Genomic DNA, 24,045 nt, shown 5'->3' with positions numbered 1-24,045 from the left:
GAGAGTCTGGCATTCATTTCTGCCAGGCTGTCTGGCCCCATCTACCGCGGCAAGGATCAGCAGTGGCGGTTTGTTCAACCTGCGAAGCGGTGTGCCGGGAGACCGTGGGATCCGGTGCCGGCCAACCGGAAAACGGCGCCGGCGTGCGGATAGCGGCGGAGTTGGTCCGTGGAGGCGGGCCATTCGCCGGTCGTGATGTAGAGGTCCGCGAGTCCCGGGCCGCCGAAAGTGCAGCTGGTCACGATCGGCGACGGCACCCGCACGAGATGCAGCAACCGACCGTTGGTGCCGTAGCAACGGATCATCCGGCCCTGGGCCATGGCTACCCAGAGGTTGCCTTCCGAATCGATGCACAGCCCGTCCGGGCGACCGGCGGCATCCTGAAGGTTCACCACGGTGCGCCGTGCACTGAGGCGTGCGGTGCCGACGTCGTAGTCGAAGGCGTCAATCCGTTCCAGCACCGTGTCCACGAAGTAGAGGGTGGTCCCGTCCCGGTTCCACGCGAGCCCGTTCGAGAGGGTCACTCCAGGGAGTATTTCGCGCACCTGCCGGGAGACTGGATCAAGGGCGAACAGCGATGCCGCCCCAGGGATTTGTGCTTCGGTGAGGGTTCCGGCCAGGAACCGGCCGGCCGGGTCGCAAGCGCCGTCGTTCATCCGGTCTCCGCGGGCTACCCGTTGCCACTCGGTGTAGACCATGGAGTCTTGGTCAAGCTCGCCGAAGCCCATGCCGACGGCTGCAACGAGGCCGCCCCCGGCCCGGAGGGCGACGGCGCCGGGTGTTGCTTCGAGGAGGACGCGCTGGTCGCTCCCGGTGGATGGTGAGAAGCGGTGAACTTCGTTGCGGTGGATGTCCACCCATAGCAGCGTCTCGGTCCGGTCGTCCCACACAGGGCATTCCCCCAGAAGGGCGTGTGCGTCGAGGGCGACCTCCAATGATTCGCTCAACTGGGGCCCCCAAGGCCGGAGGCGAATACGGCGGACTGCTGCAGCTTGCGCCACATTTCCTCGACTTGGTCTTCGGATAGGCCCTTGGCGGGGGGGACGAGGGTGCGGTCGCAAATGCCTGACAGGGACAGAGCTGCCTTCCATCCTGCGGGCGGACTTCCCTTCCGGCAGGCGGCCACTATGATTCCCAGTTCCCTTTGCAGCTCCAATGCTTGCGGCAGGTCCGTGGAGACAAGTTCCAGGATGCGCACGCCCAAGTGGGGAACGAGGTTGGCGCTGGCGGCGATGGTCCCGTCCGCCCCCGCCAGGGCGCTGGCGACCAGCATCGTGTCTGTCCCGGTGTAGATGCGGAAATCCCCGATCAGGTTCGCCTCCGCGGTGGCACTGATCACGTTTTGCAGGTATTCCAGGTCGCGGCTGCTGTCCTTAATGCCGATGATGTTCGGGTGGAGCATCAAACGCCCGACGACGGACGGGCGCACCGGTGCCTTGGTGAACTGGGGGATGTTGTACAGGACGAGGGGGATGGGGGATTCGTCCGCGAGCCGGACATACAGGTCCTCGGTTTCGGCATCCGTTGAGGGAAAGTACGACGGCGGCGCTACCAGTGCCGCCGTCGCGCCGAGCTCACCGAGGAGGTCAAGCTCGCGTCGGGCCTCGCCCAGTGAGGTCGCGGCTACGCCCGGGATCACCGGCAGGCCGGGGGCCTGTTCAAGGACCTGCAGGGCGACGCGCTGGCGTTGGTCGGCGGTGAGTCGTGCTCCTTCTCCGGTGGAGCCGCAGGGGGATATTCCGGCAATCCCGCCGGCCACGACATGGCCGAGCAACCGTTCCAAGCCCTCCGGATCGAGCGAGCCGTCGGGGTTGACGGGCGTGGCGAGGGCCACCATGGCTCCTGCGGGAAGTGGTGCGGTCACCATTCGGCCATCCTCCCGTCGGCGTGGCGCCAGTCCGGGTCGCGCAGCGACCAGCCGGGGGAGTCCTTGACCGCCGCCTCGTCGACCGTGATCCCCAGGCCCGGGCCGGTGGTCAGGGCCAAGTGCCCGTCGACGGGTGTCAGGGGTGCCGGGTCGGAGAGGTAGTCGAACATCTCTGCTGCGGGCAGGCCGCCATACCCTTGGTTGTAGTGCAGGCCGACGCTTTGTTCCTGAACGACGACGTTGCTGGCGGCGAATCCGACCTGGAGGGAAGCTGCCAGGGAGATGGGGCCGTTGGGGCAGTGTGGTGCCACGGCGACGTCGTAGGCCTGGGCCATGTGGCCGATTTTCGCCAGTTCGAAGATTCCTGTCAGCGAAACGTCGGGCTGGATGATGTCCACGACTCCTTGCTGCAGGAGGGTGCGGAAATCTGTCCTGTGGGTCAGCCGTTCTCCGGTGGCGATGGGGATGGAGCAGTCGGGGGAGATCAGGTGGACAAGTTCGCTTTCAAAGCCGGGGGCCACCGGTTCCTCGATCCAGGCCAGGTGGAAGGGCTCGAGCTCGCGGATCAGGACCTTGACCATGGCCCGGTGTACGCGTCCGTGGAAGTCCAGTGCGATCTCGACCTGGTCGCCGACCGCATCCCGGATGGCCCCGACCCGACCGATGACCTCTGAGATCCGGGGCCGGGTGTCAATGAAGTCCAGTTCTTCGGTGGCGTTCATTTTCACCATCGTGAAGCCTTGGCTGATGCGCTGGTGCACATGCTCGACGACGCCGCGTGGGCGGTCGCCGCCGATCCACGCGTACAGCCGGGTGCGGTCCCGGACGGCACCGCCGAGGAATTCGTACACCGGGAGCCCGTACCGGTGGCCCTTGACATCCCACAGGGCTTGTTCGATGCCCGCGGCAGCGGCAGCCAGGACGGAACCGTCCCGGAAGAACCCTCCATTGCGCATCCTCAGGATCAGTTCCTCGATGCGGTCCGGGTCGGAGCCGGCGATGTTGTCGGCGAGGTCCGCCACGGCGCCGGCGACGGCGCGGGCGCGCTTGGGAACGATGGCCTCGCCCCAGCCGACAAGCCCCTGGCGTGTTTCGAGCCGGATGAACAACCAGCGCGGGGCCACGGGGTGGCATGTAACGGACAGGATCTGGTCGGCGCTCACTGGAGGGCTCCTTCTGGACTTGCAGGGCGGGACTGGTTCCGGTCGGCGGAGGAGCGGTTGAACAGCCCGGCTGCGAGCTGGTCTGTCTTGCGGCTCAGGCTCCGGCCGCCGTCGACCGTGATTGTCGAGCCGGTGATGAATGAGGCGTCCTCGGAGGCCAGGAAAGCCACCGCCGCTGCGACGTCCTCTGGTCGGCCGGTTCGAGGCAGAAGCGTCGGAGGCGTTTCAATGCCCGGTTCGGACTGCAGGCCAACGTGCAGTCGTTCTCCAGCCATGCCTTCGGTCTGGATCACCCCGGGCACGACGGCATTCACGCGGATCCCGAACGGCCCGAGTTCGATGGCCTGTGAACGGGTCAGCGCCGATATGCCGCCTTTGCTGGAGACATAGGACACGTGGGTCGGCAGGGGCAGGCGTTCCTGAATGGTGGCCATGTTGATGATGACGCCGTTCCCGGCCTCCGCCATCTTCCTGGCGGCGTCCCGGCTGAGGAAGGCGGTGGCCGTGAGGTTCGTTTCGATGACCGAATCCCAGTCTTCCTCGGTAAGCTCCAGGAGGCTGAGGCGTTTGCCCACCACTGCGGCGTTGTTGACGAGCAGATCGATGCCGCCCCACTCCTGGGCCACCGAGCTGACGAGTGATCCGCGCTGAGCCCGGTCGGCCAGGTCGATGTGATGGAACCGGCATGTGCCGCCTTGCGCTGTGATGATCCGGGCGACCTCTGTACCTGCAGCCCGGTCAATGTCGGCGAACGAGACGGCCCAGCCGTCTCGGCAGAGGCGTTCAACGACGGCCCTGCCGATGCCTGCCGCGCCCCCGGTGACGAGAGCGGAACGGGTTCGTTTGCCCGGGTTGTCCATCAGCCACGCTCCGTCAGGGCGCGCGGCTCCGGACCGCGTCCATGTGGGGAAGTTTTACGGGGCGGATTACTTTTCAGCACCGGCGACCATACCTTTCATGAAGAACTTCTGGAGGAACAAGTAGGCGATCAGTACCGGCGCCAAGGCCATCAAGGAAGCGGCGGCCGCTGCTCCCAGGTTGCTGCTTTCCTGGGAGAAAAAGGTCCCCACGGCCGGTGCGATGGTACGGACAGCCGGGTCTGTGAGGATGAACACGGAGAGGGAGTAGTCGTTCCAGATGGATACCCCTGCCAGGATCGCCACCGTGGCACTGACCGGCTTGAGCAACGGGAACACGATCCGCAACAGGGTCTGCATCAGGTTTGCGCCGTCGATGGTCGCAGCCTCCTCGAGGGACACGGGAACATTGCGCAGGAAGGACGCATACAGGAAGACGCTCAGCGGAAGGTGACCGGTGACCATGACCAGAATGATTCCCCAATACGTGTTCACGCCGTGAAGCTGGGTCAGCATGGAATAGAGGGGGACCATGATGCTCAAGGGCGGGATCATCAGCAGGCTGAGGATGAACAGCATGACCCCCTTGTTTAGCCGGGTGAGTCGGCGGGCCAGGGGGTAGGCGGCCAGAGCGCCAAGGAAACAGACCAGCAGCGTGGACACGCCCGTGACCAGGACGCTGTTCAGCACGGCCTGGAGGATATTGCCGTCCTCCAGGGCGGTGGCGAAGTTGCCGAGGTAGATCTCCGTAGGCAGGAACATTTGCGGGGACAGGTCGGTCACCGGTTTCAGCGCCGTGGTCAGTGCCACCCAGAAGGGAAGGAGCTGAACGATGACCATCAGGAGCAGAGCCGCTCCTGCGGCTGCGACCGCGAGACGTTTCTTGGTGAGTTGCATCATGCCTCCAGCCGGCGGCGGTTCAGTGCTGCGTTGACGCTGAGACTGACCACGATGATCAGGGCAAACAAGACCACTCCCATGGCGGAGGCGTACCCTGCTGTCTGGTCATCAAAGTACGCGACGCTGATGAGCGTCGAGACCGAATTGGTGGAATAGCCTGGGCCGCCGGCGGTCAGGACCTTGATGACGTCGAAGAGCTTCAGGCCGCCGATCAGGTTCAGCACGATGCTGGCGGCGAAAGCAGGCTGCAGGAGCGGAACGGTGATGTTGGTGAATTGCTTCCACCCGGTCGCTCCGTCCAGGCTGGAGGCTTCGTAATACTCGCCGGGGATGGACTGGAGCCCGGCCAGGTAGATGATCATCGAGATTCCGGTGAACTGGAGGCTGTTCACCACTACAATGATGGCGGTCGCCACTCCGGGGTTGCTGAGCCATGCGGTGCGCGGGCCGCCCAGGGCAACCATGATGTCGTTGAAGGTCCCGTCGTTGTATTGGAACAGCAGATAGTACATCGTGCCCATGATCACCGGAGATACCAGTACCGGCAGATAGATGATGGCTCTGGCGACGCTCCGGCTCCGTGTCGGACGGTCCAAAGCCACCGCGAGGGCCAGCCCCAGGATCTGCTGGATGATCGTGCTGCCCACACCGTAGATGAGGGTGTTGAGCAGGACAGCGTGGAACGTGGAATCTGTGAGAAGCCGCAGGTAGTTGGCCATGCCGACGAACGCCTGGTCTGGGCTGTAGCCATCCCAGTTGGTGAAGGACAAGCCCACACCCCGCAGCAGCGGGTAGACGGTGAAGACAGCGAACAGGAGCAGCGCGGGCGCGTACAGCAGGTTGACCAGACCGCCGCGTCGCCGGCGCCGCGGCGCGGGCCGGGTTTGCTTTTCCTGAGCGGCTCCTGCGGCAAGAACTTGAGTCATGCGACTGATTCCTTAGGATGATCGATTCTCGGGGGAGGGGCTCCGGACGTCGCCGACACCCCTCCCCGAGGCGGGACTGGGCCTTACTTGCCTTGGGCGAACAGGCTCTTGTAGGTGCTTTCCATCTGCTGGACCGCGCCGTTGACGTCGGACTGCTTCGTGATGATGGAGTCCGCGTTGTTGCCCATCGTGCTCCATGCACCGTTGGGGAGATAGACCCGGTCGAAGTACGGCACCGCCGGCGTCTTCGCCTGCGTGACATAAGCGTCATAGCTGGAGTTGAGCGGACCCTCGGACATCTTGGCGTCCGTCAGCCCGGGAGGGGCCGCGGACGCCGCGGCCATCTTGGTTTCATTTTCCGGCTTGGCCAGGAATGCGAGGAAGGCTTTCGCACCCGCAACGTCCTTGGAGGTCTTCGAAATGCCGTAAGCGGTCCGTTCCCCGGTGTCCAGGTAAGCCGGACCACCGTTAAGGGCCGGGATCGGGATGAACCCGATGTTCGCCTTGGGGTTGAACTTCAGGGCATCGTCGGCGATGGGTGAGGGACCGAATTCGAACAGTGCCTGGCCCTGTGCGAGGGCCTTGGACATGTCGGTCTTCGTGGCCGAGGAGTAGTCCGGGTTGAACAGTCCTGCGTCCCGCCATTTGGCGATCAGGTCCAGGGCTTGGGCGTACTTGTCGCCGACGAAGGTGCCAGAGGTCATCTTTGCCAGGTCATCCTGGCTGTAGGCCCCGGAAATCACGTGGTCCAGGATCGTGCCGGCCATCGACTTGCCGCCCGCGTAAATCGCTGAGGCCCCGTTGGCCTTCGCCTTCTGGGATGCTTTCATGAAGTCATCCCAGGTCTTGATGTCTTCGGGCTTGTACCCTGCCTTTGCCAGCACGTCCTTGTTGTACATGATGCCGGTGATGTCCACGTTGGTGGGCATCGCGTACAACGCGCCGTCTTTGTCCTTCATGACCGGATCCAGGGCCGGGGCGACGTTCTTGGCCCAGGGCTCGTTCTGCAACGGGGTGAGGAACTTGCTGTACCGGAGCAAGGACCAGCCATGGGTCATCCAGATATCAGGGATGTTTCCCGAGGACAACCGGACCTTTATGTCGTTCTCATAGTTCGTTCCGGCAGCAACAAGATTGATCTTCTTGCCGGGGTTGGCCTTCTCGAAATCAGCGGCGATGGACTTCAGCGTGGCCATCTCGCTCGTGTCGGCGGCAACGCCGGTCTGGAGTTCCAAAGTGGAGGACGCGCCGGAGTTGGCGCTGCCGCCACCACAGGCGGCCAAGGAAACAGAGAGAGCGGCAGCGGCCGCGACGAACGCTAAACGAGACTTCATTGTCAATCCTTAAATAAGGGAGCACAAACAATTACACGCACCCCAGGCAAGGGAACTGGGGGTGGGCCGCGTTCCTCGCCAGCTCAGGACCCTCATCGGAGAGCTGCCTGCCCATCCGACGTTCGGCGTCCTGGCGTGATCTGCAACACATGAGTAATGAATATCACACTTTATGTTGGCTAATCAACATTTTATGTGTATATCTAGATATGTGAGCTGGACCACTCCAGACAAGAACTGAGAGACAGGACGGAAATGCCTACGGAACCCAAAACTGAGGAACAGTCGCGGTCACTGCGGTACGGGCTGATCGGCGTCGGATGCATGGGCCAGGAACATATCCGCAATCTTGCCCTGATTCCCGGTAGTGAAGTCGTGGCAATCGCGGATCCCGCCGAATCATCGCGCGCTGAGGCCCTGAGGCAACTGGGCCATCCCGTCGCGGAGTACCGCAACCACCGGGAGCTGCTGGACTCGGAATCAGTGGACGCGCTGGTCATCGCTACCCCCAACGACACGCACTGGGCGATCTTGAAGGACATTTTTGCAAGCGGGAGGAAGATTCCAATCCTCATCGAAAAGCCCCTGTGCTCCTCCACGGAGGAATGCGACGCACTCGAAAGTGCGGCGGCGGGCTATGGAGCGCCGGTGTGGGTTGCCATGGAATACCGCTACATGCCGCCCGTCCAGGCGATGCTCGAGCCGGTGAGGAGCGGTGAGCTGGGCCGTGTACGGATGTTCACCCTCACCGAGCACCGGCACCCCTTCCTCGACAAGGTCGAGCAGTGGAACCGGTTCAACGAGCGCACCGGCGGCACCATGGTCGAAAAAGCATGCCACTTCTTCGACCTCATGCGATATGTCCTCGAAGACGAACCTGTCCGCATCTACGCCTCCGGAGCCGCGGACGTCAACCATCAGGACGAAAACTACGACGGCCGGGTTCCCGACATCATCGACAACGCATACGTGATCGTGGACTTCGAACGCGGAACCCGCGCACTGTTTGATCTGTGCATGTTCGCAGAAGGATCAGAATTCCACGAGCACCTCTCAATCATCGGCGACAAAGCAAAGGTCGAATGCTTTGTCCCCGTCGCACCTGAGCACTGGCCCGGCCACGAAGACGTTCCCGCCGAAATCGTACTCAGCCCCCGCCATCCGGTTGGCCCCATACGGAAGGCCATCGAAGTGGACGAGAAGATCCTCGCCGCCGGCGGTCACCATGGCTCGACCTACTACGAGCACCTCGGCTTCCGTAGCGCCGTCCTCGGCGAATCCGCCGTCGAGGTCACCGTGCAAGACGGGCTCCGTGCCGTCCGGATGGGCCTTGCCGCGGAACAATCCGCACGTGAAGGCAAAGCAGTCGAACTGAACTTTTCCCGCTAGTACTTACGGTTCTGGTCAACAAGGAATGTTGATCTTCAAACATTCCTTGTTGATCCGGATATCCTGAACCTCAACACAATCCGGACATGGAGCGTCGCTATGAGCAACACGGTGGGACTAAGCTCCCGGCAGACCGAGATCATCAACAGGCTCGGCAAACACGGGTTCGTCTCAACCGCCGAGCTTGCTACGTCGCTGTCTGTGTCGGACATGACCATCCGACGGGATACCAGGGACCTGGCAACCCGCGGAATCGTCAAGGTAGTGCACGGCGGAGTCAGTTTGCCCCACGGCGCCCTCCACACCACGGACTTCGCCGAACGAGCCAGTAATGAAGCAGACGCCAAAGAACGCATAGCCATCGCATGCCAAGCCCTGATCTCTCCACGGGAAAGCATCATCATCGACGCGGGAACTACCTGCTTCGAAGTCGCACACCAGCTCCCCAACGATTTCCAAGGCACGATCATCACCAACTCGGCGCCTGTGATCCAGCAAGGACTCCAGTTCAAATCCGCGCGAACCATCTGCTTAGGAGGCGAACTGCTCCAGGACAGCCAGGCATTCGCCGGGGACATGACGGTAGCTGCAGTCACCCGGCTGCGGGCCCAGAAGACCTTTCTCGGCGTTGCCGCCCTCCATGCAGACGGACTGTATGTCGACAGGGATTTGGAACTACCTGTCAAAAGGGCCTTGATCCGGGCAGCGGACCACGTGGTCGTTGTCGCGACAAGCGGCAAGATGAACCACCCGGCCATCGTCCATCTGATGGACTTCGATGCCGTCGACACCCTCGTCACCGACGCACCCCTGCCACCCGCGATCGCAAAAGCACTTGCTGGCGCCAATGTCCGCGTCATCACTGCCGACCAAGCCGCTTGAGCCGCCGGACGCCGCCCCTTCGGGAATCTGGCGTCTCTCAAGGCGCGACGAGACGATCGGAGAATTCTTGGAAATCAATGCAGAGGGCGCCCTTGACCGCGTCTTCTCCAGCCAGCCAAAGGTCCGGATCCTCCGGATTCTGTTACAACACCCGACAACCCCATGTTCACTCGCCATCGAGTTGCAGGTCTCACAAGGAACAGCTTCGAACCATCTGGCCGCACTTCATGGATTCGGGGTCGTCGAGTCCGTAGTGAAGGGCCGGAGACGCATCTACTCCATTTCATCGTCAAAATTGGCAGCGACCCTTCGGACAAGACTCAAACCGGACGACAACCAGGAGCGGGATGTTCCGGTCGCCGACACCCCGGTATCTTCCTCGTGCACGTGTGTTGTCGCCAAAGACGGTGATTGAATCCTCACAGCTGGGCTGCCGACGGGCTCCTCGAGCGGCCCGCTGATCGAGCCCTGCCCTTGCAGTTCCCCGGACACGTCCCTTTCCATGCTTGAACCCTAGCCACGACCGAGCAGCGCCCGGACCAGGGACATGCGGCGGGAAGTAGCACAGGATACAGCGTCGGAACGAGAACTAGGCAGTGAGTGCCCGGGACCGTCGATAAAACGTTGCGCGTGACATTCCGAGGTCGCGGGCAACCTGCGCAGCTGGTTCACCGCTTTCGACGAGGCGGAGGGCGCTTCGGATCTGGCTGTCGGTGATCCGGCGCGGTCGGCCGCCGAGGTCCTTTCCGGCTTCTCTGCGTTTGCTGATGGAGTCGGTGACGCGTTCGCGTTTGATCTCGTGTTTTATTTGCGCGAGAGCGGCCATGATCGTGAACAGCATCGATCCCATGGGTGTTTTCGTGTCCACGTCGCCACCGCCAAGGTTCAGAACGCGCAGGCCCGCGCCCCGGGCGCGGAGTTCGTGGGCGAAGGCGAGCATATTCTGGGTGGATCGTCCGAGCCGGTCCAGTGTCGTGATGACCAGGGTGTCGCCGTCGATGAGCGCGTCGAGTGCACGATCGAATTCGGGTCGTGATGCACGTGCCCCGGATACTCCGTGGTCCACGTAGAGGTCATCGCGCCGGACGCCGGCGGCCAGAAGGTCTGCCTGCTGCCGGTCGGTGGACTGCTGGCGCGTCGAAACGCGGGCGTAGCCGATCAGTTTCGTCATGGGCGGCTCCGGTGTCTTGTAACTAATGGTGGATACGCCGGGCGATTCAATCATGAGGTTTCGAGACATAGTTGCAAGAATCGCCGGTCGCGGACGAACCCGCACGACTCCGCGAAAATTGGAAGCACCAACCTTGCAGGGTCACCGGGTCGGTGATACGGCTCGTATCCCAAGGGTTGAGAGACGTCGCCCCCCGCGTTCCTAGACGCGCCAAAGAGGGAAATGACATCACCGGCGACAAATTCCAGCTACTCTCGTCCCGGCCAGTGTCACTGGACCGTAACTCCCCCAGGGGCCGGCCCTGGACACCGACGCCCTGTTCGCGACGACCGGCTGCCGTAGCTACGGCAGCCGGTGAAGGAGACGTCCCTGTGGGACGACGACTCGCTTCCGGGCGCCCTGTACAGGCCAGAGCCGTATCTGACCTCGACTGCAGACGCCGTCGGCCTTGTACCCCCAGTGGAATGTGGAAAAGGAGCTGTGCCGAAAGGCAACGTCCGCCTTACCGAGCCAGCCAAGTTTCGAGGAGGCCTGGGCGCGCTGTATCCTCGGTGTGCTGCTGGGCTAAGGCAAGCAAGTTGCGCTAGCGACGTCAACGCCGCTGCCCCCTGGGATGTCCCCGGTGAACCCCACATAGAATGTCGTCGGCGCGCTCGACTTCACAGGTTCCCTCACCATCCCGATACCCGAGACGAAGTTGCCTTTGGAGTCACGGAGAGCAGCAGTAAACACTGCTCCATCAGGGCATTCGTGCCCATTGCGGGCCTGAAGCTCAACGTTTGCGCACAAAGTGTCACCTGGATGGCACAAGTCACGGTTCTTCCACATAGGGAACCTGAAAAAGAAAGTCTGATCAGAGGTGGAGGCGAATCCGTCCGCGGGCTGGGGTCTCGTACCGGTCATCACGTGCAAGACGGAATCTGCCGTGTCACCAACCTGGCGCCACCCATTCGTAGTAGAGCTTCCAAGGACAATCGAACCGATAATAAACAATGCACCGATCGCCAAGGCCCCGGCACCGGTGAATGCGAGTATCCGTTTCGCGCCTTCGGTGTACTTCCTGCGTGCTTTGTCTTTCCTCTCTTGCTCTCGCCTCCGGATCTGGTCGGCCGCACTCGCAGCCTTCCTCCTGGCTGCGGATTCTTGCTCTAGCTGGGTTCTGCCTGCGATGCGTACATAGGCCTGCATCACCCACACAAGCTCCGGCATGCGCGGGCGCCGATTGGGTGGACCGAGGCATTTCCGAATTATCTCCGCCAGGCGAGGGTTGATCCTGTCGAAGCGAGGTGAGTCCGGCTCGGGGATCTCGCTCCGCATGATGTGCGCAGCTTCGAGCCGGCTCAGCCCGTTCAAGCGCCCCTTTTCGATGCTCGCCCACGGGTGCTCACCTGTGAGGGCGAAAAACAGGGTTGCCGCGAACGACCACACGTCCCTGGCTTGAGGGTTCTTCAGTCCCTCGCGGTCGACGACTTCGGGCGGTGTCCAGTAGCCGGAGAAGGCTGCGTTGGTGGTTTCGGTTGCGTCGGGGTCACGGTTTGTGAAGTAGAAGAGGCCGAAGTCTCCGATCCGCACCAGATGGGCGTCCTTATATGACGTCCAAGGATGGATCCCGTCTTTGAAACCCGGTTCGCCTTCGCGCAGGACGAACAGGTTGGAGGGTTTGATGTCGCGGTGTGCTGCGGTCCCGCCGAATGACGACTCTGTTCCTGTTAGTGCGTGGATTTCCACAAGGGCCCGAGCGGGGGCAATCATCGACGACACCGCGGCAAGCTGCCCTGTCCCGCCCCACCCCTTGACACCTTCGTCTTGGATGAAGCGCTCGAGGGTCTTGCCGGCGTGCGGCATGAGCTCGTAGAACGAGACCGGATCCATAATTCCAGCGGTCTTCTGGCGGGACGATTCATCGGTTTGGATGCATACTCCGTACACGGGAACCAGGCCGACCATCAACCTCGGGGTGCGTTCCCTGAGCTCTCGCATCGCGGCCAGTGCGGCCTCACGGCGACCGCTCATCGACTTCGATTCAACGCTCCACTTGAGGACCAGCTTCGTCCTTGGAGGCACCTTGAAGAACGAAGCGGTGCCACCGTCATTTCTCACGCGGTTGACGACAGAATGCGAGGTGTGCCCCACTGTGGCCCCCTCGGCGATCCGGAATCGTCGTCCCGCTGTAATGGGGCTGCCCGGCGCTTTGAGCGTGAGATCGAGGGCCGTTCCGGTGCGTAGCCTGAGGTCAGGCATTGTCGCCTGCCTTTCGTACTCTTGCCTTCATCGCTTCGGTCACGTGCCCTCTCAGGAGGCCACGTTCGAGCATGTCAGCCAAGGCTCGGGGGTCCCGCAGCCCATACTCGCCCGCAAGCCGCTCGGTGGCTTTCCGGAAGGTGTTGCTCGAGTGGACACTCTTACCGACCGCGGGCAGGAATGCTTCTTGGACGCGGGTCGGTGCCGGCAGCTTTCCCGGTGCCGACTCGGCCACGATCGCGATGGCATTGACTAGCAGGAGAAGTTCTTCGTTCTCGTCCACGACGTCCCTGTTTGGATCTGTGAATTCGGGAAGCGGCGCGCCGCCGTCGTCGAAGGCACGGATCCGAATCCGAGCTGACTCTGCATCGCGGAACTCTATTGCGATTTCGACGTCGAACCTCGGCCTCAGCTCAAGGGGTCGCCTGCCCAAGGTTTGACGGCCTTTTCCGCCGGTCCTGTCGATGACGGCTACGGTGCTCGATCTTGCTTGCTGGTGGCTTGAGATCACGAGCTTAGAGCCCGTGTTGAACATCTCGAGCGCCCGGCGGGAAAGGCGTCGCCGCCCTGATACAGCGATCAGGGGGACTCCTCCGGCATCGTGATCTGAGCCGATCCGCAAAGTCCGGCCTGCGAGAAGTACACCGCCGCCGTTGTCGGGCGATTGGAGCCGAACATAGACTTTCACAGCACAGTCCCCCCTTTGCAGCCGATAGCGAATGTTGTGAGGATATTCGCTCCTGCGGGAATTGCGTAAGTACGACACCTTCGACAGATGCCTCACCCGCGCCCGCCCTCGATTGTGAAGACCTTTGGGGAGCGTGCGAACTTCAGCTTGTCCCCGGGGTTCACCATCGTCGGTCCTTGGATTAGGACGCCATTGACGAAGCATCTTCTACCGGGCTCGGGTATTAGGACCAGGTCGTGACCCTCAGTCTTCAAAATCGCGTGATACCGCGACACGGATCGGTCGTCTACGAGGAGGTCTGTCTCTGACGACCTCCCAATCTTCATCCCCGAGACGGTGACGCGGCCCAGCACAACTCCGCCATTCGTCACGAGGGCACGTTCAGGGTCGGCCGCCGTAGATTCTTCGTGACTGCCCGGAAGGTCATGGGGATCGTTGGTGTCTTCTGAGGCCAGATCATCAAGAGTCGCAGTCGTGCCCGAGTAGTCGACCGTGGTGTCGTCACCTAACTCTTTGGTCACACTTGGTCCGCCATCCATTACAGGCGCGACCCCGGAGGAGATCGTCTCCGCCCGCAGGTCCACAACCTTGCACGAGCCCTGCCCGTTATTGGGCCGACGCGAATCAACGCGGGCGTGGTTGGCATATCTCGACTCGTCGACCACGACGTAGACGGTCAACTGGTCCTCCGGAGGATGCCTCCAGCCCGCCCGAAGCGCCTCGCGGGCGTAGGCACGCGCAATCTGCTCGTGGAGATCTGCGACCTCGTGGCGTGACAGCTCATCCCGCGCTTCAGGGGCGACATAAACCGACAAGACGCCGGCTGCCGACCTGGAGCCTCCGATGTCAATCGTGTAGGCACGTCTGAGCCCAGCCCTTATCGACCTCGTGAGCCGTGCGTAATTCGCTGGCTCTTCGACTCTCCCCCAGCTAATCCTCGAGGCCAGCAGGCGAAGCGGCGATGCGACGCTCTCGTTCCTGTACATGTACCAACAGAGACCGATCCCACCGGCGAAGCCCGCCGCCACAAGCACGGCGAATACTGTGAGTACTGCAACCTGATCGGCCACGGCGTCTCCTTTGGCTTGGTGTGAACGTAGACCAATCATCGGACTGCCGGGAGCAGATTTCACTTGCCATCTGCAGAAAGATGCAGGACTCGCGGACGCGCCTATGAGTCAGGAGCGGTTTCCTCGACCGTCGCGCAGGTGGAAAGGACCCGTTCGACGTTCGTTCTCTGCACTGTCAAGGCGACAGGAAAGATCGTCTGGGTCACCGATCTATTGAAGCGGAACCGACCCCGGCCCATCAGCACCGGTGACGCCGCGAGCAAAACCGGCCGCGTAATTCCCAGGCGACCCAACCGAGAGTGTCTCGCAACCGATCCGCCTCGTAACTCATGGCTTACAAAGGCAAAGCAGCTGGCACTTCATTCCACCTCTAGGCCCGGCCAGCGCACCTGAGCGGGCCGAGACCTAGAGGTTTCGAAACGCCGAGTCGGAGGAGGCACTATGACCACCGGGGAGCCGAGCGTGCGGGACCACAGAAGCGACTGAATACACGGCGTGCGCGCCGCCATCGTCAGGAAACGTTGCGTCGGGCGGTAGGTCTGCGTCCCGTGCGCTCTTCGGGAGCGGCGAACCGCAAGCAGGGAGGCCATGGCTCCTCGGCACGGCAAAGCCCCCGTTCATGTGCCGGGGGCTTTGCATGTTTCCCGTCAGTGTTACTGAACGGCGACGAATATCTTGTCGCCGAGCATGCCCGGCCTGACGGCGAGGACGCCTTGACCAGCCGCTGCGGTAGGCACTTGAATGGCCTCGTTCCCTGTGGCGGTGGCGTTTTTGTAGAGCGTGCTCATGGTGTCGATGGGTTGCGGTGCGACGACGAGATTGTCGAGTTCATTGACGGTGTTGCCGCTTGCTGTGACGTACTCGATTGAAACGAAGGCAGGCGATTGTCCTTTAGGGTCATCGCCGATGTAGGTGGCGGAGTAGTTCACAAGAATGTATTGCGACCCCTCAGCCGGTGGCTTGTTGAATTGGTTGGCCGCGACAACGGCATCCGTGGCTGCGAGGGTGACGGAGTTGATCTTGACGCGCCAGTCCTTCGACGTGATAGTCGAGCCGATCGGGTAAGGGTTCTCGCGGGTCCCAGTTTGGGCGGCCGGCTTCTCTGCTGCTCCAGTACTGGCAGCTGCGCCGTCGGATGGTTTGACGACTGTGGTGTTGCCGCCGCCGAAGGAGTTGTTGAATGACGTCGTGACGACGGCAAAGAAAACGACAACGCCGATGATCGTTCCCACGATCGAGGTGATCAGGGCGGTGATGCCCATCCACTTGGCCTTGTCCTTGAGGAACAGAGAAACGAGGGCCAGTACGAATGCGATCGGCAGCAGTATCCAGCCAACGATGAGGGCGCCGGGGATGCAGGCGAAGATGAAGCCGAGCGCCGCTGTGATGAGCGCGATGAGCCCGAGGACGTTCAGCTGCTTTTTCGCCTTCGTCGGCTTCGGCGGCTGCATTGGCTCCCCATAACCCGGCTGCGCGAGAGGGGGGTGCTCAGGCTGCCCGGGTGCCGGCTGCTGGTAACCCTGTTGATGTGACATTTGTTCCCCATATTTCTATTAGTGTGTTCAAATTTCGATTTCAGCCAGATTGCAAGCTGAAGTCGGTAACGCGTTGTGCCCAGTTACTGTTTCAGCCACGAACCAAAGCGAGAGGTTTTGAAGTCCTGACCTTCCGGGAGGGTAACTGAAGGACGACCGCCGGAAACCGGTGGCATCGGAAGTAGCTCGATATGTACCAGGTTTATTGCCCATCAATGGAACGTCCCCTCTCTCCCCATTCGCTGATTCATTATGCACCGCAGGTCAGACATTGAGGTCAGGACAACGGCCGACCTGCACTGGCGGCTCAATGTGTTGCCTCACGGGGACAGGAGGTCGTCGACGAGCGGCCTGGAAGCGACCCCAGGCCATGTTTATAGGGAGGCTTGGCGGCCGAGAAAGGCACTTAGCGGGATCCTCAGGCAACCTGCGCAAACCACGAAAAGCGGCCCTTGGTCTCTAAGCGTGGTTGGGTGATTTCTTTCGGTAGCGGAATTTTTCAACCTGAATGAGACTAGCGGGACTTAGGCGGCTTCTTTTTCGTTTCTACCAGGAACCCATCAAGCGTCTCGTATCCCTTGGGTGGCGAGGCAGGAAGGTTTCGAGACTCGGAATTGCGGCCCTCAGATGATGGACCGTATGGTCTGGCCGGCGTACCGCAGCGTTTCATCGATGGCTTTGTCCATCTCGCGCAAGGCGTCGGGCTTTGCCGTCAGGAGGGCGCTGATGTTGATGCTGCTCACGGCGAGGAGGCATCCCGCCAAGGTTAGGAACTCCTTGTACCGCTCCTGCCTATCGTGCCCGAGCGCTTCCCAGTCCCGGGGTTCCGGCGGTAGGTTTTTCCTCCACTTCCCGAGGGCGTGGGTGCCGTGGATGCTGACGTATTCCATGATTTCCGCGGCACGATCCAGCACGTCGATCATCACGTTGAAGCCTTGCTGAGACTGGCCCAGGGCCTCCTCGGCAGCCTCGACCTCGGTTCGTAACCGCTCCTCCTCCTTCTTGTTGCGACGCTGTTTCAACACGTAGAAGCCTGCGGCGGCCAAGGCAGCCGCAGGAGCGGCGACCATGCCTGTGAGCAGGAGAGCTCCGCCGGCCATGCCTGCGCCACCTGCGGCCAGGGTGCCTCCGCCGAGAACGGCAAGAGTTGCGTTGGTTGCTGCTACCCCGGACAGCGTTGAGATGGCCGCGCCCGTTGAGGCGCTTCCGAACATCGCGACGGCAGCGAAGGCTCCATAGGCCGCGGCGCCGCCGGCGGCCGCCCCGACCGCACCACCAGCGGCGGCACCACGAATCGCGTTGGCGATCCCCACCGACATGGCCCCGATATGGATTGCAGCAGGTGTTTCGCTTGTACTCTCGAGCTCTTGCTCGTTCGGCTTTCCGGGTTCGGGCGCATCCCTGATGCTCTCGGCGAGCCCGACGAACGCCATGAAGAACTTGTCGCGAGCGTCATCGTGGACCTTGTTGAATGCCTCGCCCAGCTCTTGGGTGATCCTCGACCGCTCGGCCGCGATCTCGTTGACCCTGGCGTGACGCCTTTTCGTCTCGGCGACCTGGTCACGCAGTCTCTCCGGCCGCTGGCCTCGCTGATTAGCGAGGGACACGGTTAGGTCCTTCGCCTCCTGCTTAAGCCATTCGGGCGTCATTTGGAGCGCAAGGGCGATGGCAGCCAGACGGTACTCACCAGGACTTACGAGCCCGCGCTCGATCCGGGAGATTGAGACCGCGCCCCCCTTGCCGTATTCGGCCCGCTTGGCCAGCTCCTCCTGAGTCATCGGAGGCGTCTGAGCCTGGCGGTGCTCGTGGATCACGAGACCCAATGCCTCTGCGCTGAAATCGCTCATCTGTTCGGCACCCTTTCCGTCAGCGGCTGTTGCGGTGCCAGGAGGATCGAGTTTCGCGGATCAGGGCCCCGCCTGAGCGGACGGCTCGGGTGCCGTCTTCTGCGAACTGTTTCGCGGCCTTGACGACGGCCGGGTCACGACTGACTTTATCGGCGGTCTGAATGTTCTGCGCGGCGGTAATAGCCAGATTCGTGAGATCGAGGCGAGACATGGCAGTGGACCCTTCATTGTCGATGATGCCTAACTTGAGCCAGCCTAGTGTTCCATAGTGCTTCATGTAAACACTATGGAACACTATGTTTATCCAGATCCTTCCATTGAGGGTAGAAACCGACTCATAACCCTCGAGATACGAGGCGTCTCGCAATCCCGGCGATCACAGTGGCGGCGGCATTCCAGTTTCGCGAAGCGGCGGGGTAGGTCCCGGTCAGGGATTCCCGTAACCATGTCTCGAAACCTTCTGGTGGAATCGGGGCATCTACCGTCAGTTACGAGACCACCTTCGCTGTGGATCGCAGTGATAAATGGCGTAGAAATTGCAGCGCTATGTTGCCTGGGTTCCAGCGGAACTAATGGCCGTCTGGTGGCGGTACAGCGTCGCGCGGCTCCATCCGACGAGAGCGGCAGCGTCTGCCGCGGTGCGTCCGCGTTTGCGGGCATCGGCGACGATTGCCAGCTTTTCCGCGATGACCTCTGCATTGACGGGCGGACGGCCGAAACGTGTGCCGCTTTGCCTGGCTGCGGCGATTCCGGCGTTCACTCGTTCGACGATCAGCTCACGCTCATACTCGGCCAGGGTGGCAAGCATGTTCAGCATCATCCGCCCAGTTGAGGTGGCCGGGTCGATTCCGTCCGAGATCGATCGGAGGTGCACACCGTGTTCGCGCAGAAGGTTGACGGTGTTCAGAACGTCGATCAGGGACCGGCCGAGGCGGTCGACCCGCCACACAACCACGGTGTCGCCGTCTTCGGCGTACTCCAGCAGCTTTTTCATTCCGGGACGCTCGATCGCCGTTCTGCTTCCGGAGGTGACGTCGGCGAACACATCGCGCTTCTGGACGCCGGCAGCGAGGAGCGCATCGAGTTGGAGTTGGGCGTCCTGGCCGGCGGTGCTGATTCTGGTGTACCCGAGTTGTGTCACCTCACCATCCTGTCTCGAAAATACCCAAAACACGCCGCGAGACACGATGAGCATTGAGACGACTTTGCAAGACACTTGCCGTCTGGTGGGATCCGCGTGATTCCGGGGCATTGGTCATTTGGGCCGGCAGGGCGTGCAGTGTCTTGTAAAGCTGTAGTTTTTTGCGACACCGGTCCACGACATGAGACACCCGTAAAAGCGTCCACATAATGCGCGAGTATCCACGGGTGACCAGAACCTTGACCTTCAGGAAGCCACACCCCGTTGGACCAGGGCCAAGTTAATGCTGCGAGGTGGAAACCCCCGTATCTGCTCTTCGGATTGGGTGCTGAAGTCTGGATTAACTAGCCCGCCTCGGACGCCCGACATCTTCTCGTGTCTGGTCTAGATGCGTCACTTACCTTTGTTGCACATAACGATTGAGTACCGACCGGTAGATGTCTGTTTGATGAGTTCCGTCCCGTTGAGCAGGATCCTGCAGGAAATGGTGTGTGTGGACCCACTCGCTTGCGCAAAGAAGCTAGTGCTTCGACTTCTTAACGAACCCTCTACCTCGCATCCATTCGTGGAAGAACTCGTCTGCTACTTCGCGAGAAGCCCGCGCTGCGTCGATTCGGGCGTTTAAGTCCAGCCTCAGCGCCTCCAAGTCCTGTGACTTAGCCCAGAACTCCTGCGCTTCTTTCAGGGTCTGTGGGTCCAAATCGCCAATGTACTGAGGGTGAGGTTTGCTTGCTTGCCAGTCGGCAAACTTAGGCTGAGCAGAGATGGCAACTGTGGCCGCCGCAGACAGGTCCGAGGTGAATTGCTTGAAGATTGGTCGACAGTCTGTAAGCATCCAGAAGACTGGCTTCTTCCACCAGGCTGGTGCCGCCATCGACCTAGCTAAACGGTTCAGGTCCTGGGCTACCGCGTGGAGCTCGTCCGTTGCCTCTTTGTCAAGATAGGGACTAGCGGCCCTCATCGCGCGCAGAGGTGCCTCTAGGTCATTCAGTAGCGGTGCGAGTTGCTGCACCAATAAATGTTGGTAGTTCTCGTGATCCCGTGCGTTCTGCAGTATTGGGGCTCCAATAACTTTGACTGCAGTGGAAATTGGGCGCAGTAAATCCGCGGGATCGCTTACGAGACCAGTCATACGGTTGATTCTAGGTCTCAATCTGCTTTGCACGCGCCACACCTGCATCAGACCGTTTTCGTCATCGTTCAAAATCGACCGTTTTTGAAGCGGCCGCATCGTCTCGTAGACAGCATCGTCTTTTTTCGAACTCGACCTGCACGGAATGTTCGAAAAACGACAATACGTCATGAGACCCCGATCCGAATCCGAACGCGTGTCGGTAGGGATCCGTATCCTGAGGAAATGAGGACGTCAAACCCGCCGCGAGGACGCCGTCCGCTCGCCAATTGGCGAGGCAATCCATAGGAAGGCTTCCAGTATTTCTGGGGACCGAATCTAGACCTTCCGAGAAGAGAGGGACAGAGCTTGAAAGAGTCGCGCGTCGCTGTGCTGTTAGGCGCTGGAGCATCCGCGGATGCTGGTCTCCCAATGACCGGCCAGCTGACCAAAGATCTGATTGACCTGATGGGACAGAGTCAGAATTACGAAAGCCGGAGGTTGGCGGAGACGTTGAATTTTGTCTGCAGCGCGATGATCGGGCACCGCGGCAATACAGGCGGCAATCCGTACAGTGCCCTTAACGTCGAGCGAATGTTCTCGGCGCTTCGACTACTCAAAACCCGGTCTGACCACGAGGCATCACCATTCGTGACGGCATGGTTGCCCAGCGTCGAAGCCTTTGATGACCACCCTGTTCCCTCCTCAGGTAGCTCCATGGTTGGAGAAATCGCACGGGCCCTATCAGGTACCGGATCCGGCGATGGCGTGGCCAAGGCAGTTGCTGAAATTTCACGTGCGGCGATGCAGCCTGGAAGCGGGGCTATCTACGAACGGCTGGAGCGCGAATTAAAGGCAGCGGTATGCATTCTGCTGGCCAGCCACGGCGACGTAAGCTACCTAAGACCTTTGGCAAGCCTCGCTGAAGCTCAGGGCGTGTTGGACGTTGCGACCTTGAACTATGACCTCACAGTCGAAGCAATGTGCCAACAGGTCGGGATCGAATTTGATACGGGTATTGTCGATTGGGAACCTGGAAAACCTTTGGGATTCGAACCCGGATCTGGCCCCAAACTGAACCTGGTCAAACTCCATGGGTCCATTGACTGGTCCTACCAGCCGCGAATTCCAGGTAACGGAGACGAGAACAGGTTCATCAGAACTTCGGTCGTAACCACGAGCGAACCGGCCGACAATCGAGTTCCGGCAATCGTTATCGGCGACCGTGAAAAGCTCACCGCTGACGGGCCTACTTTGGCTCTAATGCGTAGCTTTCAGGAATCGCTCGAGAAGGCGCATCGGCTTGTGATCGTCGGATACTCGTTCGGTGACGATCATATCAACGGCGTCATCAGGGATTGGATCAACGCGGACGGGTCGCGGACACTAACCGTTCTAGACCCGGCCTGGCCCAGGCAACCCAAAGGGTTTCAGAAGGACCTTGTCGACGGACTGCTAAGCACGTTTTTCCGTGGTCCGGTCGGTCCTCCCCGAATGAAGGTCATACGGAACACCGCCAAGGAGAAACTACTGGAGGCCCTGCAACAAGGGCCTACTTCCGATCCACTCAACAGGCTTGAGGCAAAGTTCCTCCGAGATAGTGACGGCACGCCCCTGATCCGGGTGAGCAACCTTGGCGAGGACGTCGAGGGGCTAATAATCAGAACGGAACGGATTCAACCCGAGGGTTGCGTGGACATCCTTCGAGGCTTCGCGCAGCCGAGGTCGGGAGCGGCCACGGCTCCGTGGCACAATTTGGGCGACCTGGCTGGAGATTCATACCTCGATGTAGAACCCCGATTTATCGAACAAAAAAGTGGCCGGACCGCTATATCGCTTCAGTACCTGACAAGTACTAGACAGGAAGTCACCCGACTGGAGGTCGATGTAATGGCGGATTAAGGGGCCCTCCGCCCTTCACCTTTCCCGCCTTGGTGAGCAAGCGATGGCCCAACGCTGATGTGCGAAATGCTGCTGAGCGCTCCGGGCTCCGGCACTTGGATTGGACCCGCACGCGCCGGCCTGGAAGTCATCGGTGCCCCGGGGATGTCCGCTCAGGGGTCCCCCGTCCACCGTCTGTAGCCGTGCAGACGACTTCGAAAATGGCACTCTCGGCAAGCTGTTTTGATCGGTTACACTTGCTCATAACTCGACTGCGAAAACAAAATGAGTCAAAACCGTGGCGCTACCGTTTTTGATGAGAGGTTAGGGGAGACATGGATGCGGTAGATGCGGTGAAGGTGGCGGGGGTTGTCATTGCAGCTCTGGGCGTGATGGCAACATCCTTTTGGAAGGTGTTTGAGAACGACCAGGAGATACGGGCTCACAGTTTTGCCATTCGGGCGTTTGCCCTAGCGAAGACTATTGGCGAGCAGTACGAGCAGGGGGATTTGTCGGGAAGAGTTGTACAGGAGGAGGAGGCTGCTGCTCTCCGCGTCCGCCTCCTGGACTCGGGTAACAAAGCTACCGAGCGATACCTCGATTTGTTGCAGTCACGCCTGAGGAAAGTTCCTTGGGGCAAGCGGAAGATCCATTGGGTCGACGCATTGATGTATGCCTCCATATTTGTCCTGTTGGGAGGTGCCGTATGGAACATCCCTAACGTCATCCACAATCTAGGAAGTACGTGGGAGGTTACCTTGTTGTTCCTGGGTTGGTCCTTCGTATTGCTCGGGGTGGGGATGGCAGGTGTCGTAATCAGTGTTGTGGTTCAACGGTGGGTCGGAAAACATAAAGATGCGCCAACCGAAGACTTGCTCGAGGAATTCGAACGCTCACGTTCGGGGGCGTCATGACGCCGGCTCTCCTGGGTTATGCCCGTGTGAGCACGACGGAGCAGTCGGTGGATTTGCAGCTGGACGCTTTGAACGCTGCCGGGTGCTTCCGGATCTGGACAGATTTTGCGTCGGGGGCGACGACTGATCGGCCGCAGTGGCAGGACTGCCTGGATCACCTGCAGCCCGGGAACATCCTGGTGGTCAACGATTTGTCCCGGCTCGGGCGCAACACTGCCGACCTTGCCGGCATCGTGAAGACTTTGGCAGACCGGCATGTCGGGCTCCGGTCGTTGACCGAGACGTGGCTGGACACGACCACGTCCCAGGGCGTGCTGATGTTCCACTTTTTCTCTGCCATTGCCGAGTACGAGCGGAACCGGTTGCGCGAACGGACCATGGCCGGGCTTGCCGCTGCCAAGGCGAGGGGAAGAGTGGGCGGGCGGCCGACCAAGATGACGCCGGACAAGGCAGCCACGGCGCATCGGATGCGCGGCGAAAAGCGGACGATCCGGGACATCGCCAAGACCATCGACGTCAGTGAGGCCACGGTGGTCCGTGAGCTCGCACGGCAGCGGAAGAGCCTCCAGGCCCCGCAGGAATAAGCGTGTGACTGTGAGTCCTCCGGGGCCTTCGCTAGCGTGGGGGCAAACGGAGGGGGAGCGGCGCACATGGCACCGAGGAAATCTAAGAACCACATTGAGGGTCAGCTGAGTCTGGAGTCGTTGTGGGCCGAACCGGAAGAGGTAATCAATGAACGAGCACGGCAAACACGCCATGGAAACCATGAAGAAGCACGATCCGCAGGCCTTCGCGCAGATAGTGGATCCGGAGAAGCACTTTTCGATGTTGGGGGAGGAAATTCAACAGGCGATCCGGGACCTGAGCGAGGAACTGACGCCGATCAGGGGTTCGGAGCCGCCGCTGGAGTACATCGGGCTGGTGAACATGGCCAAGCTGCGGGCACGGGAGATGGTGTACCAGGAGATGATCTACGCCGGCCTTCCCGCCGAGCCGGAGGACATGGAGCCGAGCTCGGCGCGCCAGGAGGACGAGCAGGACTAGCACCCGGACCGCAGCAACGAGAGATCCCTGGGCCGGCGACGGCCGGACGTTTCCGTCCTGCATCGCAGGCCGACCTTGCCCCTT

At 61.2% G+C, this 24,045-nt stretch carries 23 protein-coding genes; 7 read left to right on the top strand and 16 right to left on the bottom strand.

Annotated features, from left to right (window positions below):
* Window positions 1-74: 74 nt before the first annotated feature.
* From OIT41_RS20215 to OIT41_RS20185, 7 genes are all read right to left on the bottom strand, one after another.
* Window positions 75-947, bottom strand: coding sequence for an SMP-30/gluconolactonase/LRE family protein (locus OIT41_RS20215; RefSeq protein ID WP_264638013.1), 873 nt, complete (start codon window positions 945-947; stop codon window positions 75-77).
* On the bottom strand, window positions 944-1,867 hold the full coding sequence (locus OIT41_RS20210) for a dihydrodipicolinate synthase family protein (RefSeq protein ID WP_264638012.1): 924 nt from the start codon (window positions 1,865-1,867) through the stop codon (window positions 944-946). Before OIT41_RS20210 ends, OIT41_RS20215 begins: the two co-directional genes overlap by 4 nt.
* The gene (gene dgoD, locus OIT41_RS20205) at window positions 1,861-3,030 is read right to left on the bottom strand and encodes a galactonate dehydratase (protein ID WP_264638011.1); all 1,170 of its coding nucleotides are present in this window, start codon (window positions 3,028-3,030) and stop codon (window positions 1,861-1,863) included. The genes OIT41_RS20210 and dgoD overlap by 7 nt, the downstream gene beginning before the upstream one ends.
* Window positions 3,027-3,890, bottom strand: a complete 864-nt coding sequence (locus OIT41_RS20200) for an SDR family NAD(P)-dependent oxidoreductase (protein ID WP_264638010.1) — start codon at window positions 3,888-3,890, stop codon at window positions 3,027-3,029. The genes dgoD and OIT41_RS20200 overlap by 4 nt, the downstream gene beginning before the upstream one ends.
* 66 nt (window positions 3,891-3,956) lie before the next feature.
* Window positions 3,957-4,787, bottom strand: a complete 831-nt coding sequence (locus OIT41_RS20195) for a carbohydrate ABC transporter permease (protein WP_264638009.1) — start codon at window positions 4,785-4,787, stop codon at window positions 3,957-3,959.
* Window positions 4,784-5,713 (bottom strand): carbohydrate ABC transporter permease, encoded by a 930-nt coding sequence (locus OIT41_RS20190; RefSeq protein ID WP_264638008.1) that lies wholly within the window; start codon window positions 5,711-5,713, stop codon window positions 4,784-4,786. Before OIT41_RS20190 ends, OIT41_RS20195 begins: the two co-directional genes overlap by 4 nt.
* Window positions 5,714-5,796: 83 nt before the next feature.
* Window positions 5,797-7,047 (bottom strand): ABC transporter substrate-binding protein, encoded by a 1,251-nt coding sequence (locus OIT41_RS20185; RefSeq protein WP_264638007.1) that lies wholly within the window; start codon window positions 7,045-7,047, stop codon window positions 5,797-5,799.
* A 255-nt stretch (window positions 7,048-7,302) separates the two neighbouring features.
* On the opposite strand from OIT41_RS20185, the gene OIT41_RS20180 reads away from it, so the two are divergent.
* From OIT41_RS20180 to OIT41_RS21040, 3 genes are all read left to right on the top strand, one after another.
* On the top strand, window positions 7,303-8,436 hold the full coding sequence (locus tag OIT41_RS20180) for a Gfo/Idh/MocA family protein (RefSeq protein WP_264638006.1): 1,134 nt from the start codon (window positions 7,303-7,305) through the stop codon (window positions 8,434-8,436).
* Window positions 8,437-8,535: 99 nt separating this feature from the next.
* Window positions 8,536-9,318, top strand: a complete 783-nt coding sequence (locus OIT41_RS20175; protein ID WP_264638005.1) for a DeoR/GlpR family DNA-binding transcription regulator — start codon at window positions 8,536-8,538, stop codon at window positions 9,316-9,318.
* Window positions 9,215-9,733 carry an ArsR/SmtB family transcription factor gene (locus tag OIT41_RS21040; RefSeq protein ID WP_413542340.1) on the top strand — a complete coding sequence of 173 codons (519 nt, stop codon included), beginning with the start codon at window positions 9,215-9,217 and terminating at the stop codon, window positions 9,731-9,733. The genes OIT41_RS20175 and OIT41_RS21040 overlap by 104 nt, the downstream gene beginning before the upstream one ends.
* A gap of 174 nt (window positions 9,734-9,907) precedes the next feature.
* Here OIT41_RS21040 and OIT41_RS20170 read toward each other — a convergent pair whose 3' ends face one another.
* The 9 genes from OIT41_RS20170 to OIT41_RS20130 form a co-directional block, all read right to left on the bottom strand.
* Window positions 9,908-10,489 carry a recombinase family protein gene (locus OIT41_RS20170; RefSeq protein ID WP_264638004.1) on the bottom strand — a complete coding sequence of 194 codons (582 nt, stop codon included), beginning with the start codon at window positions 10,487-10,489 and terminating at the stop codon, window positions 9,908-9,910.
* 564 nt (window positions 10,490-11,053) lie between these two features.
* A complete protein-coding gene (locus OIT41_RS20165; RefSeq protein ID WP_264638003.1) occupies window positions 11,054-12,730 on the bottom strand; it encodes a protein kinase domain-containing protein in 1,677 nt (558 codons plus the stop codon).
* Window positions 12,723-13,418 (bottom strand): hypothetical protein, encoded by a 696-nt coding sequence (locus OIT41_RS20160; protein WP_264638002.1) that lies wholly within the window; start codon window positions 13,416-13,418, stop codon window positions 12,723-12,725. The genes OIT41_RS20165 and OIT41_RS20160 overlap by 8 nt, the downstream gene beginning before the upstream one ends.
* Before the next feature lie 92 nt (window positions 13,419-13,510).
* Complete coding sequence (locus OIT41_RS20155) at window positions 13,511-14,488, bottom strand: FHA domain-containing protein (protein ID WP_264638001.1); 978 nt, start codon at window positions 14,486-14,488, stop codon at window positions 13,511-13,513.
* A 653-nt stretch (window positions 14,489-15,141) separates the two neighbouring features.
* Window positions 15,142-15,939: a DUF4352 domain-containing protein gene (locus OIT41_RS20150; RefSeq protein ID WP_264638000.1), complete on the bottom strand. Its 798-nt coding sequence runs from the start codon at window positions 15,937-15,939 to the stop codon at window positions 15,142-15,144.
* Window positions 15,940-16,646: 707 nt separating this feature from the next.
* Window positions 16,647-17,870, bottom strand: coding sequence for a helix-turn-helix domain-containing protein (locus tag OIT41_RS20145; RefSeq protein ID WP_264637999.1), 1,224 nt, complete (start codon window positions 17,868-17,870; stop codon window positions 16,647-16,649).
* Between the two features lie 19 nt (window positions 17,871-17,889).
* Window positions 17,890-18,147, bottom strand: coding sequence for a hypothetical protein (locus tag OIT41_RS20140; protein ID WP_264637998.1), 258 nt, complete (start codon window positions 18,145-18,147; stop codon window positions 17,890-17,892).
* Window positions 18,148-18,414: 267 nt separating this feature from the next.
* Window positions 18,415-19,011: a recombinase family protein gene (locus OIT41_RS20135; RefSeq protein ID WP_264637997.1), complete on the bottom strand. Its 597-nt coding sequence runs from the start codon at window positions 19,009-19,011 to the stop codon at window positions 18,415-18,417.
* Window positions 19,012-19,531: 520 nt separating this feature from the next.
* A complete protein-coding gene (locus tag OIT41_RS20130; RefSeq protein ID WP_264637996.1) occupies window positions 19,532-20,143 on the bottom strand; it encodes a hypothetical protein in 612 nt (203 codons plus the stop codon).
* A gap of 411 nt (window positions 20,144-20,554) precedes the next feature.
* Between OIT41_RS20130 and OIT41_RS20125 the strand changes: the two genes are divergently transcribed.
* The 4 genes from OIT41_RS20125 to OIT41_RS20110 all read left to right on the top strand — a co-directional run bounded on the left by OIT41_RS20125 (window position 20,555) and on the right by OIT41_RS20110 (window position 23,961).
* Complete coding sequence (locus tag OIT41_RS20125) at window positions 20,555-22,024, top strand: SIR2 family protein (RefSeq protein WP_241710782.1); 1,470 nt, start codon at window positions 20,555-20,557, stop codon at window positions 22,022-22,024.
* A gap of 314 nt (window positions 22,025-22,338) precedes the next feature.
* The gene (locus tag OIT41_RS20120; RefSeq protein ID WP_241710783.1) at window positions 22,339-22,917 is read left to right on the top strand and encodes a hypothetical protein; all 579 of its coding nucleotides are present in this window, start codon (window positions 22,339-22,341) and stop codon (window positions 22,915-22,917) included.
* Window positions 22,914-23,501, top strand: coding sequence for a recombinase family protein (locus OIT41_RS20115; protein ID WP_241710784.1), 588 nt, complete (start codon window positions 22,914-22,916; stop codon window positions 23,499-23,501). Before OIT41_RS20120 ends, OIT41_RS20115 begins: the two co-directional genes overlap by 4 nt.
* A 148-nt stretch (window positions 23,502-23,649) precedes the next feature.
* Window positions 23,650-23,961, top strand: coding sequence for a hypothetical protein (locus OIT41_RS20110; RefSeq protein WP_241710785.1), 312 nt, complete (start codon window positions 23,650-23,652; stop codon window positions 23,959-23,961).
* Window positions 23,962-24,045 lie beyond the last annotated feature (84 nt).

Origin of the sequence: Arthrobacter sp. YA7-1 (genome assembly GCF_025960325.1) — a bacterium.
GTDB classification, from domain to species: Bacteria; Actinomycetota; Actinomycetes; order Actinomycetales; family Micrococcaceae; genus Arthrobacter; species Arthrobacter bambusae_A.
Note: the sequence above shows the minus strand (reverse complement) of the source record. Positions and strands in the feature narration are given on the sequence as shown.

Bases quoted from the DNA above. Each gene is read 5' to 3' on its own strand.
- OIT41_RS20130 (WP_264637996.1), bottom strand. From the start codon at position 20,143: ATGACTGGTCTCGTAAGCGATCCCGCGGATTTACTGCGCCCAATTTCC.
- OIT41_RS20180 (WP_264638006.1), top strand. From the start codon at position 7,303: ATGCCTACGGAACCCAAAACTGAGGAACAGTCGCGGTCACTGCGGTAC.
- OIT41_RS20170 (WP_264638004.1), bottom strand. From the start codon at position 10,489: ATGACGAAACTGATCGGCTACGCCCGCGTTTCGACGCGCCAGCAGTCC.
- OIT41_RS20120 (WP_241710783.1), top strand. From the start codon at position 22,339: ATGGATGCGGTAGATGCGGTGAAGGTGGCGGGGGTTGTCATTGCAGCT.
- OIT41_RS20190 (WP_264638008.1), bottom strand. From the start codon at position 5,713: ATGACTCAAGTTCTTGCCGCAGGAGCCGCTCAGGAAAAGCAAACCCGG.
- OIT41_RS20195 (WP_264638009.1), bottom strand. From the start codon at position 4,787: ATGATGCAACTCACCAAGAAACGTCTCGCGGTCGCAGCCGCAGGAGCG.
- OIT41_RS20165 (WP_264638003.1), bottom strand. From the start codon at position 12,730: ATGCCTGACCTCAGGCTACGCACCGGAACGGCCCTCGATCTCACGCTC.
- OIT41_RS20150 (WP_264638000.1), bottom strand. From the start codon at position 15,939: ATGCAGCCGCCGAAGCCGACGAAGGCGAAAAAGCAGCTGAACGTCCTC.
- OIT41_RS20140 (WP_264637998.1), bottom strand. From the start codon at position 18,147: ATGAAGCACTATGGAACACTAGGCTGGCTCAAGTTAGGCATCATCGAC.
- OIT41_RS20110 (WP_241710785.1), top strand. From the start codon at position 23,650: ATGAACGAGCACGGCAAACACGCCATGGAAACCATGAAGAAGCACGAT.
- OIT41_RS20175 (WP_264638005.1), top strand. From the start codon at position 8,536: ATGAGCAACACGGTGGGACTAAGCTCCCGGCAGACCGAGATCATCAAC.
- OIT41_RS20125 (WP_241710782.1), top strand. From the start codon at position 20,555: ATGACCGGCCAGCTGACCAAAGATCTGATTGACCTGATGGGACAGAGT.
- OIT41_RS21040 (WP_413542340.1), top strand. From the start codon at position 9,215: ATGCCGTCGACACCCTCGTCACCGACGCACCCCTGCCACCCGCGATCG.
- OIT41_RS20115 (WP_241710784.1), top strand. From the start codon at position 22,914: ATGACGCCGGCTCTCCTGGGTTATGCCCGTGTGAGCACGACGGAGCAG.
- OIT41_RS20210 (WP_264638012.1), bottom strand. From the start codon at position 1,867: ATGGTGACCGCACCACTTCCCGCAGGAGCCATGGTGGCCCTCGCCACG.
- OIT41_RS20200 (WP_264638010.1), bottom strand. From the start codon at position 3,890: ATGGACAACCCGGGCAAACGAACCCGTTCCGCTCTCGTCACCGGGGGC.
- OIT41_RS20145 (WP_264637999.1), bottom strand. From the start codon at position 17,870: ATGAGCGATTTCAGCGCAGAGGCATTGGGTCTCGTGATCCACGAGCAC.
- OIT41_RS20185 (WP_264638007.1), bottom strand. From the start codon at position 7,047: ATGAAGTCTCGTTTAGCGTTCGTCGCGGCCGCTGCCGCTCTCTCTGTT.